The organism is Bacillus sp. 5mfcol3.1, from assembly GCF_900114335.1.
GTDB lineage: Bacteria > Bacillota > Bacilli > Bacillales > Bacillaceae_G > Bacillus_A > Bacillus_A thuringiensis_S.
In genome coordinates this window covers 393176-411565 of sequence record NZ_FOST01000003.1, presented here as the reverse complement: position 1 = coordinate 411565, position 18390 = coordinate 393176, and the positions used below count along the sequence as shown (strand labels likewise).

Here is an 18390-nt window from a genome sequence, read left to right as displayed (position 1 = left end):
ATAATGACTACCAGAGGTGATATTATGAAAAATTATCATATCCTCGTGGTTGAGGACGATCGAGAAATTCAGGAATTAATTAAACAATTTTTAATGACACAGCATTATACAGTGGTAGTCGCTTCAGATGGACTAGAGGGTATGACACAATTTAATAAGCAATCATTTGATTTAATTCTTCTAGATGTCATGATGCCCAATCTTAATGGATTTGAAGTTTCTAAAATGATTCGAAGTCAGTCAAACGTACCAATTATTATGCTAACTGCGTTGGAAGAAGAGGAAGATCAAATGAAAGGATTCGATCTTGGGATCGATGATTATATAACAAAACCCTTTTCATTTCATGTTTTGATTAGACGAGTCGAAGCTGTACTTAGAAGAAGTTATGATAAAAATGTAAATAATCATTTGATATTTAAAGAAGTTCGTATCGATGTGGATGCATATAGAGTGTATGTAAATGACGTTGAAATTATATTAACGACAAAAGAGTTTGAAATTCTACAACTACTATTTCAAAATGAGAGAAAAGTACTTACAAGAGAAAATATCGTAGAGAAAGTTTGGGGGTACGATTATTTTGGAGAAACACGAATAATTGATACACATATTAAAAACCTACGCAAAAAATTAGCTATCCCTTATATTAAAACAATAAAGGGTATTGGTTATAAAATTGATGAATAGTATTGTGAAACTCATGAAAATGAAGCAAATCACTTATAAACTCTTTATGACTACATCTCTCATTTTGTTATCCTTTGCAGTATTGATTTATTTAACTTTATACTTCTTTCTCCCTACATTTTATGAGCAATATAAAACAGATCAACTTCAAACAGGGATAAACGAAATCATTGATAAGTCTAAAAATCTTACGTTTCAAGATGCGATACCACTTTTTGATGAATACGCAAAAAAAAATAATGCGATGCTTTACCTTCAAAATAAAGAAGGGGTAATTATTTACTCTCCTTCGTTTTCTTTTATTCAAAGTGGTACGCAAAAAACAGTAGTTACTAAAGCAACACGATTCGAGAATGCAAGTACCCTTAGCAATTCATATAACGTTACGAAACCAATTCAATTCCAAGATGGTAGTTTAACGCTTATAGTCTTTGCTACATTTCAACCGATTGATGAAGCTTCACAAGTTTTAGTACGCTTTCTCCCCTATATTAGTATCATTGTACTCGTAATTGGTATAGGGAGTGCTTATTTTTATTCCAGGTTTATTACAAAGCCACTTATTTATATTAATGAAGGTGCACAAAAGATGGCAAATTTAGATTTCTCCGAAAAAATTGAGGTTCGCTCTACAGATGAGTTAGGAGAATTGTCTAATAGTTTGAATGACATGTCTATTAACTTACAACAAGCTATGTTTGATTTAAAAAAAGCAAATGAACAATTAAAAAATGATATTGAAAAAGAAAGAGAAATAGAAACAAAACGCAGAGAGTTTTTTGCGATTGTAGCACATGAATTAAAGTCCCCTCTTACTGTAATGAAAGGATACTTAGAAGGGATGATATACAATATTGGCCCTTATCAAAATCGCGATCAATATTTAAAGAAAAATCATCAAATTATTGAAAGTATAGAACAATTAGTTCGTGAAATTTTAAGTGTATCGAAATTAGAACAACACACCTTCAAACTAAAAGTAGAGAAAGTTAATCTTTCAAAATTAATAGGTACAATTACAAAAGATCTCGAATTTTTTGCTTCTCAAAAGAGCATCGAAATAATAAAAGAAATTGATTCTGACCCTTCTATTTATACAGATTGTGCTCTTTTAGAAAAAGCATGTAAAAATATTATTCACAATGCGGTTATGTATTCACCACATAATGAAAAAGTCTATATAAAGTTAAGTGAGGATTCGAAACAAGGTCAAATCGAAATGCAAATTATAAATACAGGTGTCAATATTAAAGATGAAGATTTACAACAAATTTTCAAACCATTTTATCGAATTGAAAAATCAAGAAATCGAAATACTGGAGGAAGTGGTTTGGGGTTATATATTGTTAAACAAATTCTTGAAACGCTAGATATAAAGTATTCAATAAAAAATATGGAACATAGTGTGCAATTTCGCATGAGCATTCCATTATCTAAACACAAAAACAAACAAACTCTCCTTTAAATAGGACGAGTTTGTTTGTTTTTGTAGTAAGTATAAACTTATTAACAGGTTTTTCATTTGATGATATGTATGTTCTTAGAGCTGCTTTTGATAAGCAATCTATGCAAGATCTTCTTGAGAATTTAATAGTTGTTCGCCAATCTACCCTGTATTTACTTAGAAGCTTAGATAAAGAAGCTTGGTCACAAAGAGGAAATGCGAATAATTCTGAAGTTACAGTTCGTGCATTAGCATACATCATTGCTGGTCATGAGCTTCATCATCTTCAAATTATAAAAGAACGTTACCTTGGTTCTGATTTATATCCAGCAACTTAACATTTGAAGAAAATGAGTCCTATTTATGTAGTGCTCTTTTTCAGTATTTATAACGGATTAGTGCTTAGAACTATGGCAATTAAATGCATTTATTTATAAAGTCCACCACATAATATATATGCTATCCCCTCTTATGCTGTACATAATTTTCTTTAGGCTGATATACTATAAACACAATAGTTCTGGAAAGGTGATGATATTATGTATGAACAACAAAATAATAGAGATAGAGATCAAAAAATGATGTTTTTTATGCAGGGAGTTCCCTCAAATAAAATTAACATGAATCAATTACCTAAATGGATTAGAATTTTTGGCTATTGTACGTTTGGTTGGATAATAGTATTTAGTTTAATTATGATTGTAGGTTTAATTCTGCAATAACTATGTGTGATTATCCCATGATATAGGTAACCAATTATAATAAAAAGAACTTGTAGAATATACTACAAGTTCTTTTTAAAATATTATTAAAACGGGAACAACAAACTATTTTAACATTCAGTACAGGGAGACCATTTTGATTATGGCTTGATTTTATTATAAATCAAATATAAGCTTTTGAAAGATCTAGTTTTTGAAAATTATGTGAATTAAATAACTACGATATTTATATTAGATTTCATTTATGACCAACTTCTTCTTACTTAAATACACTGCACGATCTGATTTTTTAGCAACCTCCTGTGAGTGAGTCACAACAATAATGCATTTATTCTCTTTATGTGCAAGTTCTTGAAACAGTTCTATTATATCCATTGCGGTTTCCTCGTCGAGATTTCCTGTCGGCTCATCTGCAATTAGTAAATCAACATTACAAGATAGTGCTCGAGCGATTGCTACACGCTGTTGTTGCCCGCCACTTAGTTGCAGGACGTTTCGTTTCGCTTCAGCTTCTGAGAGTCCTACCCTCTCTAATAATTCTAATGCTCTTGCTGTTTTATTTTGCACTTTAACACCTGTAATTTCCATTGCTGTTAAGACGTTTTGAAGAGCGGTCATATAGGTAATTAAGTTATAAGATTGGAAAATTACAGATACATTTTGATTACGGTATCGATCCAAACCAATTTTTCTAATATCTTTGCCATTATACAGTACATAACCATTTTTAGGGACATCTAGTCCACAACCTAAACTTAGAGTTGTAGTTTTACCAGATCCAGATGGTCCTAAAATCGTGTAGAAATGTCCTTTTTGAAAAGAAAAGTTAACATTATCTAGTATCGCTACATTTTTTCCGTTACTTTCATAATAATAATCCAAATTTTTAAACTGTAAAATCGTCTCCATATCGAGCCTCCTCATTCATCTTTTAAAAGAATTTGTTTTGGGTTTAAACGTAGAATAGATAATGCTGGAAGAAGCGTTGCTATTATAGCAATAGCTAGTCCAATTCCACCCATTTTTCCTACATCTTCTCCTGTTACACTTACATCAATTTTATCAATTGGATCTTCTTTTTGATTTTGTAGAGTACCACCGGGTCCAGCCATCATTACAGTACCATGTTGCGAGGTATCTGTTTCTTCGCTTGCAGTAGCAATTTCATTCGAAAGTAAATTATCCCCGATATATTGAGAAACTTTAGCTCCTGTTGTTATGGATAATCCAAATGCTAAAATAGCGACACACACTACTTCTACTACGAATTGCGCCATCAGTTTCCACTTTTTCTCTCCAATAGACAATAGAATTCCCATTTCTTTACGACGCCCTTTAATTGATAGCATAATAATTAATCCTAAAATGATCGCACCTGCAATCGATACAATATAAATGATCATTTGAGAAGTCGAAGAGATATTTTCGATAGGACCAATCATTTGCTTGTACAATGAATCATGCGCATCTAATTTATAATAATTAAAATCAATATTAGATTTTTTTGCTTCTTTTTTAAATGCATCAATATATTGTGGATCATTCAAGAAATACACGACTTGAACACTACTTATACCTTGGTCTACTTCTAATTTTTTCATAGTTGAATGCGGCATATATAGTTTATTAGCTGGATCCATAATAGGAGGAGCCTGTTGACCCATTGCTTGCTCATTTGTTTCGTAAATACCGATAATTTCAACCTCAAGGGTTTCCTTCTTATCCCCTGATTGCACTTTAACTTTGTCTCCTACTTTCAAATTGTTTAATTCCGCTAATCGTTTTTCCATTAAAGCTACATTCTGATCCTTCATTTGCTCTGTAATTGGTTTTCCATCAATGATTTTACTTTTTCCGTTTTTAAAGCTTTCTTGTAATGCAGTCTTGCGAACTCCCTCAATCATAAAAGAAGCATTCATATCTATTTCTGTACCAGAGCTTGAACCGCCTCGCACAGCCGCCATTCCGGCTTTACCTTTTCCTTCTTCTTCTCCTTCTGAAGCTCCTACTAGTTTAAGTCCATCAGAAATACCAAAAGTGTTAGCTATGTAATTATAGTCTTTTACATACTTGGATTTCGCTAATTGATCTGTTTCTTTTGTATCGAGCTGCGGTGGATTTGGCATTTCTCCAGTTTCCTTAGCTTTTTGACCTAACTTGTCGAAATCAAGACCTAAAGTAACATCTGCACCAAGTTTTTTTCTCGCAGCATCCGCTGCTTTTTTTGACGCATTTTGGATTGTGAAACCTGAAAGAACCAAATTTGTAACAATCAGAAAAACTGCCATCAAAATTAATGATGTTCCTATCCTTTTTTTCATACTGAGAATTGCTCGTTTCATAAAATTCATTTTTTCTTACCTCCTTGATATCTTGTATTCTATATAGGTTATCTAGAGTTTATATGGAGCTAATCGGTAGTTTAACTAGAGATATAAGGAGTTTATGTGTAGTTATTTACCTGTTTCAGAAAAGCTAGAACACAAATTCAAAAACGCAGCCGTTTTTGAATATTGGTAAGGAGTTATTCCGTTTAATAAATTTATATAAAAGTTAAGATTAATTTAATGTATGTAGCACAAAAAATATTTACTGTATAATTTCTATACAATAAATATAGAGAAACCTATTTGTTTATCTATATAGGGATTTTAATATAGTTACTGTATCTCATACAAATCACGTCGCTTTAAAAGGTGCATCTTTTAATATGAAAATAAGCAAGTTAATATTCTCTTATATGAATAAGAATATTAACTTGCTTTTTAGATTTTAGTATAATTTATTTATAGTTTTATTTTATTGCAAGCTTTATAATATGATATACAAATTTATCACCTACTATTAGGAAAAGAGAATATTTTATAATTAATTTACACCATAAATTTTGTCCATGTTTTAAACAATATGTATTTTGGAGGAGGTTAATTTGATTTTTTCAAAACTCATTGATTGGTACGCCTTGTATGATTTACATAAAAAAAGAAGTGTAGCGTTTCAGTATACTTCCCTTTCTAACACTTCATTAAATATAAAGGACATAGAATCTTTTTATAAAGTAAAACCATCCTATATTCATTTTAACTTTAAGCACTCCAAACAGGAAAAGGAATACATGGTTGGGCAATTCAAATATAAAAGCTCGGTTCAATCCGGTGATTCACGCAACGGCTCTGTAACTGGGGAATTATTCTTACATAAAAATGAAAATGCACCTCATGTTATCTTTGTTCACGGTTGGAGAATGGATTCTAACGAACGTGTGAAAAAAATATTCCACGATCATATGACCAGCCTGAAGTGGAATATGTATTATTTCACTCTACCCTATCATTTTGAAAGAAAACCCAATCAATCCTTTTTCAGTGGAGAGTATATGGTAAGTGCAAATATTGAACGAACAGTACAAGCAACTAGACAAGCGGTAGCTGATTTACGAGCTTTGATTAAATGGATTAAAGCAAATAAAAATGGTCCCCTGATTCTAATAGGAATTAGTTTAGGTGGATTTATTACTAACTTAACCTCTCTTGTTGAAGAAGAAATTGATGTGTTAGCATCCGTTTTCTATGCAAATCGACTCTCTTATTCAATTTGGAATACAACTCCAGGTAAATTTATTAGAGAAGACTTGGAACATCATGGTGTAACGTATGATGATTTAATAGATTATTGGAAAATCACTGAACCGAGTCAAGCATTACCAAAAGTAAAAAAAGAAAATATTTTATTAATTTCAGGTAAACACGATCTATATGTGCATTCTGAGGATACAGACTACTTGTGGGAATCTTGGGAAAGGCCTACACGATATATTTATACATGTGGGCATGCCGGGATAGTTCTTAAACGTAAAAAAATTGCAACTGATACTATCAATTTTATTCAAAATCGATTGAACTCCCTGCACTTATCCAATGACAGGTCTTAAATTGTGAGATTACTAAGTACAAAATCTTATACTTATATTGTTATATTTTTTACTAGTCACCTTTGTAAATCTTAGCCCCAAGCCTTACACGATTGAAAATGAAATAAAATAAATAACTAAGGAACTAATTTACCATGTGGAAAAACATTGCTCAGCATTTTCACCAGTGGTCCCTGTATATGCAATATTACATACAAAAATCTTTATTTATTACGTTATTAATTTAAAAATAAATTATTCATCCATTAATCTATACCATCCGTATTTACATTTATGGATACCCTAATTACATATGAAAAAGAGAGAAGAACATTGGTTAGTTCTTCTCTTTTTGTTTATTTTTAAAATAACTATCTATAAAATTTTGCTTTTTATAATTCTTCATGAGTCTAGAAAAGAAATTTTTCTAATGTACATAATTACAACGACATTAAAACACTTTGCTCTTAAATCCGCTACTTGTATTATTAATTGCATGAAACTCCTTCTTGAGAAAGGTTTTAATTTCCGAATATTCTGTTGACCGTTATAACATATCCAATTTACAATTTAATTGTGGTGTTCTTTCACAATTAAACTACTTAGAATACACTTCATTTATTTGAAAACAATTACAAATAGAGGTGCTAAAATGAAAACTAGAGTAAATCCAGAATTATTACAAGGGTTAGAGATGTTTCCGGATCTCGATTTACGCCCAGAAAATTTGCAATCAATCAGAGAAGGAATAGCTCAAATGAGACCACCTACCGTTGTTGATGACTCTCTTTCTTTAACAGATAAAGTCATTGTTGGGCCTGATGATAATCCGTTACCATTACGAATTTATCGTCCAAAATCAAATCATGAATCTTTACCTGTCTTATTATGGATACATGGTGGAGGTTATATCTTAGGGTCGATAGATGATAACGATGATACTTGTATGAGGTTTGCAAAAGAAGCTAGCTGTGTGGTCGTGTCTGTAGACTACCGCTTAGCACCTGAACACCCTTACCCAGCACCAATTGAGGATTGTTATTCAGCTTTAAAATGGATTGCTGATAATGCAAAGTCATTAAACATTGATTCGAATCGAATTGGGGTTGCAGGAGTAAGCGCTGGCGGTGGACTAACAGCAGCATTATCATTATTAGCCCGAGATCGAAAATATCCTTCAATTTGTTTACAAATGCCACTATATCCAATGATTGATGACAGAAATGATACACCTTCAGCAAATGAAATTAAAGAGGGATTTGTTTGGAACCAAAAGGCAAATGAAGCTGGCTGGAAAATGTATTTAGGAGAAATGTATGGAACGGATCAAATCCCTGCCTATGCAGCACCTTCTCGAGCTGGGGATTATAGTGACTTACCGTATACTTACACATTTGTTGGTCAATTAGATCCATTCCGCAGCGAAACATTAACCTATGTAAGCAAACTAGCACAAGCTGGTGTTGATGTGGAGTTTCATTTATATCCAAATGCCTATCACTGGTTTGAAGGGTTAAATCCAAATGCCGATGTATCTATTTATGCTGTGAACGAAATAGTACAAGCAATAAAGACTGGTTTCAAACGAGTATCCAAGGTTGAGGCTTAATCCCATTACAAGAGAAACGCTTATAAATAGTATATATGTATTTATCATTTAAATATAATAGCCGATTCTAAATAAGAATCGGCTATTAATATGTAAAATCCGCCTAATATATTAAGGTTGAGAAACAGATATAAGATGTTTAGGCGATGTGTTTATTTCCTCTGCTAACGCTTTTATGTTCATCATGATTTGAAGTATTTCTTCTTTTGTGGTTCTTGGGTTGATAGAGCAAAGTCGAATTACTACTTTTTCTTTTAATTTAGTCGTACTTAGCATAGCAAATCCTCTTTGATTAATTTCTTCCACCAATTTTTTGTTTATTTCATGAATTGTATCTGTAGATGTTAGCTCACATGGAATATAACGAAAAGTAACAATTCCTAATTGGGCAGGTGTTACTACTTCCCAATCTTTTTCTTTCCTTAAAAACTCTTCAACTTGTTCAGCTAGCATAATGCCATGATCAATTGCCTCACGAAAAGCTGTAACTCCGAATGCTTTAAAAGAAAGCCATACCTTTAATGCTCTAAATCTACGAGAAAGTTCAATTCCACGCTCCCCAAAATTCACTTTTTCTTCTATATTAGTTTCTGTATCCTTAATATACTCTGGGATCATACGGAATGTTTCACTTAAATATTGGCTATTTCGAATAAGTACACAACCAACATCATAAGGCTGAAAAAGCCATTTATGCGGGTCTAACGTTAAAGAATCGGCACGATGAATTCCACTTAATAACTCCCTTCCTTTTTCACTGAGAATTGCTGCAGCCCCATAAGCCCCATCCACGTGTAGCCATATATCTTCATCACCACATACATCAGCCAATTCATCGAGGGAGTCCACCGCTCCGCAATTCGTTGTCCCTGCATTAGCAATAACACAGAATGGTTTTTTCCCTTTTAATCGATCTTCTTTTATTTGTTTTCTTAAAGTACTAACTGAAATTTTTAAGTCTTCATCTGTCTCAATTCGGCAAATTTGATGCTGTTTAAAACCTAATACTTTAAGTGCTCGATCTACAGAAAAATGAGTTTGGTTAGAAAAATAAACAATCGCATTTTCTATGTCATTATTCAGCTTGACCTGTCTCGCTACAGTAAGTGCAGTCAAATTAGCCATGGAACCACCACTGACAAATAGTCCTTCAGCTGAATCAGGGAATCCTAGCATTGATTTTAACCAGTTAATTGTCGTTAATTCAATTTGTTCGGCACCTGCACCTACTATCCAAGCTGTAGGAAATACATTAAACCCACTTGCTAAAAAATCTGCTAATACACCAACATAATTATTAGGACCTGGCACAAAAGCCATAAAATGAGGATGATCCACATGAGTAATTTGATTAAACACATTGTTATTAAGAAAATGAAGTAATTCTTTTGGATTAGATCCGTTTTCCGGAATCGTTTCAATTAGCTTGTCTCTAAAAATATTACTATCAATCGTTTCTGAAACTGGTTTACTTTTTAAATGATTCATATGATCAACAATCAAGTCAACCGCTTGATATCCTAACTGACGCATTTCTTCGGCTGATAACTGTAATTTTTTTGTCATTTGATTTACTCCTATTCTATTTAAAAAGGCGAGTTCTTGCTCGCCTTTTCATTTTTTATAATTTGTAATCACAAATTGTTTGTATTGGATTTTGAAGAATCGTGTTGATTAACCCATGGATCTGATTTAATATTTCCTGTATTTTCTCTGCTTCATATACCGTTTGATCATATCCAAACTTTATTGTAAGTCTTTCTTCAGGGAAGCACATAATTCCATACTTTACATGTGGCTCATCAACAACTTCGTAATCCGTGATAGCAAAATGTCTGTTTTCATTTGAAGAAAAGATTGCTGGATTAGTTGGATAGTTTTCAAAAACCCAAAGATGGTCAGTCAACTCAGTTTTTAATTCACTTTGCTTTTGTATATCAACAAATGAATAGTATGCATACTCATTACATTTCAATGTCTCTAGTTGTACCTTTTGCAAGAAGTCCACAAAAGATTGCGTTTCTGTCCATGCTAATCGGATAGGCAAAACATTTGTGAACAGACCGAACATATTTTCAATTCCTTCTACTTCGGGAGGTCTGACTGATACTAGATTAGGCAATACTACTTCTCTCGTTCCGTTAAATTTGCCAAGCAATATTCCCCATACAGCTAGTAATGCTGTATTCATAGTTATATTATTTTTAGTTACAAATGTCTGTAACTGATCAGTCAAATCCTTGTCTAATGTTAAATCCATAAAAGTGAAGTTTAACCCTTCACTTTTAGATGGGACTTTCTTTTTAGGAATACTAATTTTCTGATTGTATCCTGATAAATAATCTCGCCAAAAATGACGTGCTTTCTCATGATCTTGTGCCAAAGTCCAATCTATAAATGTTTCAAAAGGTTTTACCATAGGTAACCCCGCCGTAGTTCCGGCATTTGTAGTTTCGTAGAGCTGGAATAATTCGTCTATCAAAATGCTGACGCTCCAACCATCACATAATAGATGATGGGAACTCCAAATTACTTTATGCTCGTTATTACCTAGTTGGAATATACAGAGACGTGTCATAAGTTCATCATTTTTAAATCCTCGACTTAAATTTTCATTCATCCACTGTTTTAGGAATTCTTGCTGTTCTTGTTTCGTCATCTCAATCAAGTTTTTTATTTCTGAATTTATTTGAACATCATATAGAACAGCTTGCCAAGGTTTTGCTTGTTCATCTTGCACAATTATTGTTCTTAAAGAATCATGACGATCAACTAATTGTTGGAAACACTGAATAAAGAGTTTAATATCCAGCTCCCCCTCAAGTGCCCAAATTGTTTGTTCAAAATATGCATTTGTATCAGGTTCATTCGTAGCATGCTCATAAATAACTTCCTGGAAAGGTGCTAGCGGGTAAATACGTTCTATTTTTATATCCGGCATTTTTTCTTGTATTTTGGTAAGTGTATGTTGATTAAGTTGTTTATCTTTAACATTTAGTAATGTAGCTTTATTATCGTTCATTATATTTACATCATTTGTTTGTGAACTTGAAAACTGGTCTAGCTTTTTAACAAATTGAACCATATCTCTTAATATAGGAAATGAAAATAGATTTTTTGGTTCAAGCTCGAATCCTTGTCGATACAGTCTAACGGACACTTGAATCGCTTTTATCGAATCTCCACCTAAGGCGAAGAAATGATCATTTACTCCAACTTGATCTATTTTGAGTACTTCTTGCCAAATACTAGTTAATATTTTTTCCATTTCAGTTTTTGGGGCAATAAATACTTCATTTTTTTGTTTCTCCGGAGTAGGGAGCGCTTTTCTATCTAATTTCCCGTTTGGAGTCAGGGGTAATTGGTCCAAATAAACAAAATAAGAAGGAATCATATAATCTGGCAAGTGATCTCGCAAATGCTTTCGTAGTTCTGTTGTACTAATATTTTGCTCAGTTACCACATATGCAACTAAAAATTTCATTCCGTTCTCATCTGTTTGATCAATTACGACAGCATGTTCGACTTGTTTATAAGTTAGAAGACAATGAGAGATTTCTTCTAACTCTACTCGATATCCTTGAATTTTCACTTGGTAATCTTGGCGGCCTAAAAATTCAATATATCCCTCAGAATGCATTTTTCCACAATCTCCTGTTTTGTATATAAGACCAAAATCAGGATGTGACACAAACGCTTCATTTGTTTTCTTTTCATCATTTACATATCCTTTAGCAAGGCCCACTCCCCCGATATATAAATCTCCAATTACACCAACAGGGCACATTTTCTTTTCATAGTTCAACACATAATACGTTTGGTTTGCCAAGGGCATCCCGTATGGAATACTATTCCAATGTGATTCCACCTGTTTGACCGGATAATAAATTGACCAAATCGATGCTTCTGTTGCCCCTCCTAGTGAAATTACTTCTGCAATCGGAAAATGTCGTTTTATTTTTTCTGGTAAAGAAAGCGGAATCCAATCTCCACTATGTAAAACTAAACGTAAAGAAGAATGTTCAAAATGAGAACCTACTTGATCCAATGCCAAATCCATGATTGCAGGCACTGTATTCCAAATTGTAATCCCTCTACGTTCGACAGTGCGGATTAATTCTTGCATGTCTCTCGGATCACGAATCATTACTAACATTGCACCTGTGCTTAAAGCTCCGAAAATATCGTATACAGATAGGTCAAAACACATGGAAGAGATACCAATAATACGATCATCTTCATTCACCTCATATTTTTGATTTATGTCTTGAATAGTATTTGTAACCGCTTGGTGAGTAATAATTACTCCTTTTGGTTTTCCTGTACTTCCTGAAGTGTATATAATATAGGCAATATCTTCTGGACCAGCAATAGCGGGCATATCTTCTGTTGTATAAAATGACAAATGATTTTCTTCATAAAGACTAGGTTCTAATAAAAGCTTGCATGAGCTATTTTTTAAAATATATGTTTGGCGATCTAAAGGATGATCGGGATCAATCGGAACATAAGCGGCACCTGCTTTTAAAATACCTAACATATTAACAATTGTGTCAACTCGCCTTTTTGCTAAAAGACCCACTTTGTCACCTAGACCAATGCCTTGCTCTTTTAAGAAGTGGGCAATTTGATTGGAGCGTTTATGAAGTTCCGTGTATGTTAACCATTCTTGTTCAAATACCACTGCTACTTCATCCGGTGTACGTTTTACTTGGTCTGTAAATAATTGATACAGAGTAGTTGAAGGTATTTTTTCTGTTGTTTCATTGTATTGCTTAATTAAAATTTGATCCGATTCTTTCATCTGCAAAGATGTTATATCGCTTTGTTTCACCAATTGTTCCAATAAGTCAACAAATTGGGAAAACATTGCTTCTATTACATCAACATCAAACAACTCTTCAACATAGTTCCAGCTAATTAGTAACTCTCCATTTTTTTCAATTACTACATTATCCAAATACACTTGTGGAGTCCGAGCATGAATATAGCGAAGAGAACCAAGTTGTTCCCAAGAGAAAGCACCTGCACCTGCTAACATCGAGGTGAAAACGATTGGCATAACTGCTTTTGGCGTCATTTGATGATATCGAGTAAAATCTCGAATAAAGTTAACTCCATCGTAATGACGATGTTCAAGGCCATCTAATAAAGTAGCTTGCGTTTCTTTTACTCTAGTAAAGAAAGTTTGCTCTGGTTTTACATCAACATCCAATAAAATAAGTGATGTGAAATCTCCAACAATCTGTTCTACTTCATCATGAACAGGATAACGGTTAAATACAGTCAAGTTAATTGCTAATCGACGTTGATTACTCCAATATGCCAACACATCACCATATATTGTACAAAGTAGAGCGGAAGGCGTTACCTCTTTCTCTTGTGCTAACTTTCGTAGCTTTGTCCATTTTTTATTATCCAGGATTTTTGTAAGTGATTGGAATTTAGGAGTAGCAATCTCTGCTGGATCCTTTTTTAACAGCAAAGAAGGTGCAAACGGAAAGTCAGGAAGCTTACTTGTCCAATAATCTTTTGCTGTTTTATATTCTTCGCTTTGTTCCATTTCATCATAGATAAACATATAATCTTGAAAATCAAAAGATAAAGATTCTAATTTTTGATTTGGTTTATAATAATAATGCAACAAATCGTGTCCAACAATGTTCATGCTTGCTCCGTCCATTAATAAAGCATCGTATCGAAAACATAATAAATACGTGTCTTCTTTTAAAAGAAAAGCTTTCAATTCAAACAAAGGCCATTGCCCCAAAGGGAATACATGGTTAGTCATTCGAGAACGCTCTTCTTGTAAGCGAGCATGTTGATTCCTATCATCTAAATCTATGAGACTCTCTATTTCAATCTCGTAATCAGGAACGCTTTGTAATATTTGCTGTTTTCCCTCTGGTAAAATTACAGCTCGCAACATTGGATGACGATGGATCACCTTTTGAAAACTTTTTGAAAGACGATTGATATCCAATGCTGTTTCATATTCAAAATATGTTTGAGGGGAAATACCACTTAATTCAAACTGTGAATTCCTTCCTAACATATACGCTGTCTGAACTTCTGTTAAGGAGAATGGATTAGACAAATCTTTAACATGAGTTGGTTTACTTTCAAAGTTTTCTTCTTTATGCTCTAACTTTACACAAGAACTCAGTTGAGCGATTGTAGGGTGCTTAAAAAAATCTGTTGTACTTATTTTTAAGCAGTCTTTTCTTAATAAATTAATTACCTGAAGTGCTTTAATGGATTCTCCTTTTAATGCAAAAAAATTATCATGAATACCGATTCCCTCAATCTCCATAATTTTTTCCCACGCACGCACCAATTTTTGTTCAATTTCATTGCGCGGGGCAACGTATGGAATTGATACATAATCCGTTTGGGTTATATCCAATAACCTTTTTCTATCCACTTTTCCATTTGGATTCAATGGAATCTCTTCTACCTGAATCATTTTTTCAGGAATCATAAACTCAGGTAATTTATCACTTAAATATTTTCTGATTTCACCAAAAGACACCTTGTTATCCGATACATAGTAGGCAGCTAATAATTTCCTATTTCCATACACTTGATCAACAACGATAGCCTGGTTTATTTCTGGATATTCCCTTAATTGAGTTTCGATTTCTCTTAATTCAATCCGATACCCTCGAATTTTCACTTGATGATCCATTCGACCTAAATACTCAAGTTCTCCATTAGGCAACCAACGAACGAGATCACCTGTATGATACATCATTTCCCCTGCCGCAAAAGGACTCTGTACAAATTTTTCATCTGTCAGTTTACTTTTACCAAGATACCCTCGTGCTACCGCTACTCCAGCAATGCAGAGTTCACCGGGAATTCCAAATGGTTTTAATTGGCCATACTTATTCAATATATAGGAATGATAATTCGGATTTGGTTTGCCGATCGTAACTTCTTTGGAAGTGCTCAAGTCTTTTACTGTTGCGCAAATGGTTGTTTCTGTGGGACCATAAATATTTAAAATTGTTGCTTCACTGATACAACGAATTTTTTCAACCAAATCAATGGAAAATGCTTCTCCTGCTAATAAAATAGATTTTAAATCTTTTAGAAAATTTGCCCCTTCTGGATCACTCAAAATCACTTCCATTCGCGATGGCGTTGATTCCCATAAATCCACCTTATGTTTTTTGACCAAATGAGCCAATTCTTTTGTTGCAAACTGTTCCTCTGTAGCAATTACTACTTTTGAACCTTGCGTTAAAGGAAGACATATTTCTAACAAGGAAATATCAAAAGATACACTAGCAAGAAACAAGAATGATTGATTAGCTTTTACTTTTTCTCTCATTACATTTAAAAAATGAACTAGCGATTTTTGTTCTATCATTACCCCTTTTGGATTTCCTGTCGATCCTGATGTGTAAATAACATAAGCCAAATCATTAGGATTATGTTCTCGTACTAAATTACTTTCTTCACCTTGGAAAAGATATTCTTTATCAAGATACAGTACTTCACCCGCAAATTGCGGCAATACTTCCTCTGTTCGCTTACTAAGTAAATATTTTGCTTGACTATCTTGTAACATATATTCAATTCGTTCAGTTGGGTAGTTAGGGTCGATTGGTAAATACGCTGCTCCTGCTTTTAAAATCCCCATCATACCAATAATCATTTCTAATGACCGATCTACCATAACGCCAATAATACTTTCTTTTGAAACACCTTTACTTTGAAGAATAGAAGCCAATTGATTCGCTTTCTTATTCAATTCTCTATATGTCAAAGATTGATCATTACAAACAACAGCAATTTGATCTGGAGTTTTTAATACTTGCGCTTCAAACAAATCTTGAAATGATTGAAACAAGTCTATGCCCGTTTGAAAAGTATTCAATCCTTCTAACAACTCTTTTTCTTCTTCTGCAATAATACAAATATCTTTCAATGCCAAATTCGGATTTTGTGAAACTTGCTTTAAAACATAACAATACGAATTGGCAAACTGTTGCAAAGAAGAGAATGAACGGGACTTACAAGAAATTTGAAATTCAAATTCATTATGTATTTCATTCCATTTTCTTCGTATCCATAGGGCTAAATTATTCTCTGCGTATTCTTCTAGCGAATTTTCATTATGTAATCCTTCCATCCCGATTACAATTTGAAAAGGAGTTAAATTGTGTTTAACTAATAATTCAGAGAGCGGATACTCCTGATTTTCATACCCGAATAAAGTCGTTTGTTCAATCTCATTTACTAATTGTTTAAAGGTGTGATGCGGATGGATTTCACTTCCTAAAGGAATCAACTTATTAAGATTCTCACTTTGTTCAAGATTCTTTTCAATTATAGGAATACCAATAGTAATTCTTTCTTGATCTGTATAATGTGCCAAACAAACCCTTAAAGCGGCTTGAAACCAGCTAAATAATAATAAATCTTGAGACTTACTTATTTTTTGTATACTTTTACTAAATTCTACATTTACTATGACTTGAACGTACTCACAAGGTGTTTCTTTATTTAGTTGGTAATCGCTATTAAATTTAAATACAGAAAAATCGAGAATCTCGGAAGATAATTGCTCCTTCCAAAACGCTTCTACTTCTTTATTTTCATGAATTGAACTTCGATCTTTAATGTGCATTTTTATCTTTATCCCCCTAATATTCATTTCTTCTACTCGTTAATTTTTAAGCCAACTTCAAGCCCATGGAGAAACACTTGATGATTATCCAAACATAAAAATTGCTGAATATCTTCAAATTTCATATGACCAACTGAACAAACCCCTAAATTTAATGTTTCAGCAACCATATTTAAGGTAGCAGTGATAATGCCTGACTCAATACAAGCAAATAAATATCCATCTGAACCGTATTTCGGGATGGAAGCGTTCGCATTATAAACCAAATAAACTGAGAAGGCAGATTGAGTAAATAAATCCTGATTAATTAACTCATGATCACTTTTAATTACTTGATCAATGCTGTTTACAATCACAAGACTATTTTTTGATGGGTTATAATAATAAAATCCAGCTTTCATACCCTCTATACGTTTTGGTTTTACATAAACAAAGATATCAATGGGATAGAGCCCGCCTGCACTTGCGTAATGATAGTATATTTTTTCTTCCCTAACCTGTTTTAGAGTTGATAAGAATCGGGAAAATTCCGAAAAACTAATATGTTTTTCCATATCAAATTGACGACAAGATCTACGTTCCTTAATTATAGTAGGTAGCTCATTTGTTGTTTCAAGTTGAATTTCGGTCGACCGTGCAGCAACGTGCATGCGATTTAATTGTTCACTCATATACTTATCTAACTTTTCTTTAGAAAAGCGAATCTGGTTGCTATATGGATTTGAAAAAATCTTTTCTTGTGAAGAAAATACTTCTCTTGGGTGTAATATGTTACTTACTAACACACGATTTTTTATCATGAGCTCTATGTTTTTTTGTGTCTCTTCTACATTTCCTAATGAAAAGCGCTCTACTAGTTCACTGATTTTCACACCTTTTTGAGCCATAAAATAAAGATCAGGAAACCACTCAGACAGAATACCTGTAAATCTCATTTCCCCTATCAAAACTTCATTATGCAACTTCTCCCAATGCTTAATCGGAGACCAGTAATAAATTTTCTCGCTCATATAACCCTCCATAAACGTTTAACTTATTTTTGAAATGCAATTTTCTAATCTTCAAAAATTTTTTTAAAATTCTGTTCCTTGTCTCATAGTGATTATAAATACATGCACTTTAACGAAACTTGAAAATAATGAAATAACTTTTTCTTCATTAAAATTTTTTATTTCATCATAAAAAATGATTTTTTTTTGGATATTTCACATCCTTTCCCATAGTAATCCTATAAGGTATAAACCATTTATAACATTGAGAATATTCATGTATTTCCAATGTGAAATTATTGTAATGGATTGGAGAGCGGTTGAATATAGTTATTAAATCAAATAATGTTGAGAAAGTTTTATTTATTATATTGATAAAATTTTATGA

Annotated in this window: 10 protein-coding genes and 1 pseudogene; 6 read left to right on the top strand and 5 right to left on the bottom strand. The window is 32.9% G+C overall.

The annotated features are described in order from the left end of the window. Positions 1-24 precede the first annotated feature (24 nt). The 4 genes and pseudogenes from BM089_RS20300 to BM089_RS20285 all read left to right on the top strand — a co-directional run bounded on the left by BM089_RS20300 (position 25) and on the right by BM089_RS20285 (position 2856). Positions 25-690, top strand: a complete 666-nt coding sequence (locus BM089_RS20300) for a response regulator transcription factor (RefSeq protein ID WP_000800746.1) — start codon at positions 25-27, stop codon at positions 688-690. Then, on the top strand, positions 683-2155 hold the full coding sequence (locus tag BM089_RS20295; protein ID WP_175495696.1) for a sensor histidine kinase: 1473 nt from the start codon (positions 683-685) through the stop codon (positions 2153-2155). Before BM089_RS20300 ends, BM089_RS20295 begins: the two co-directional genes overlap by 8 nt. A gap of 47 nt (positions 2156-2202) precedes the next feature. Then, positions 2203-2472, top strand: a pseudogene (locus BM089_RS20290) (DinB family protein); the annotation flags it as partial. A gap of 201 nt (positions 2473-2673) precedes the next feature. Beyond that, positions 2674-2856, top strand: coding sequence for a hypothetical protein (locus BM089_RS20285; protein ID WP_072938655.1), 183 nt, complete (start codon positions 2674-2676; stop codon positions 2854-2856). Positions 2857-3087: 231 nt separating this feature from the next. On the opposite strand, the gene BM089_RS20280 is transcribed toward BM089_RS20285, so the two are convergent. Both BM089_RS20280 and BM089_RS20275 read right to left on the bottom strand, forming a co-directional pair. After that, a complete protein-coding gene (locus tag BM089_RS20280) occupies positions 3088-3765 on the bottom strand; it encodes an ABC transporter ATP-binding protein (protein WP_000447851.1) in 678 nt (225 codons plus the stop codon). A gap of 11 nt (positions 3766-3776) precedes the next feature. Beyond that, complete coding sequence (locus BM089_RS20275) at positions 3777-5207, bottom strand: ABC transporter permease (protein WP_016512707.1); 1431 nt, start codon at positions 5205-5207, stop codon at positions 3777-3779. 578 nt (positions 5208-5785) lie between these two features. Here BM089_RS20275 and BM089_RS20270 point away from each other — a divergent pair. Further along, positions 5786-6787, top strand: coding sequence for an alpha/beta hydrolase (locus BM089_RS20270; protein ID WP_090977885.1), 1002 nt, complete (start codon positions 5786-5788; stop codon positions 6785-6787). Positions 6788-7418: 631 nt separating this feature from the next. Continuing rightward, positions 7419-8375 (top strand): alpha/beta hydrolase, encoded by a 957-nt coding sequence (locus BM089_RS20265; protein WP_090977882.1) that lies wholly within the window; start codon positions 7419-7421, stop codon positions 8373-8375. A 111-nt stretch (positions 8376-8486) separates the two neighbouring features. On the opposite strand, the gene BM089_RS20260 is transcribed toward BM089_RS20265, so the two are convergent. Genes BM089_RS20260 through BM089_RS20250 form a run of 3 tightly spaced genes read right to left on the bottom strand, consistent with a single transcriptional unit; the run spans position 8487 to position 18023 of the window. Then, positions 8487-9941 (bottom strand): pyridoxal phosphate-dependent decarboxylase family protein, encoded by a 1455-nt coding sequence (locus tag BM089_RS20260; protein WP_000162820.1) that lies wholly within the window; start codon positions 9939-9941, stop codon positions 8487-8489. Between the two features lie 55 nt (positions 9942-9996). Next, a complete protein-coding gene (locus BM089_RS20255) occupies positions 9997-17013 on the bottom strand; it encodes a non-ribosomal peptide synthetase (protein WP_139213300.1) in 7017 nt (2338 codons plus the stop codon). Between the two features lie 32 nt (positions 17014-17045). After that, positions 17046-18023, bottom strand: coding sequence for a SagB/ThcOx family dehydrogenase (locus tag BM089_RS20250; protein ID WP_016512704.1), 978 nt, complete (start codon positions 18021-18023; stop codon positions 17046-17048). Between the last annotated feature and the right edge of the window lie 367 nt (positions 18024-18390).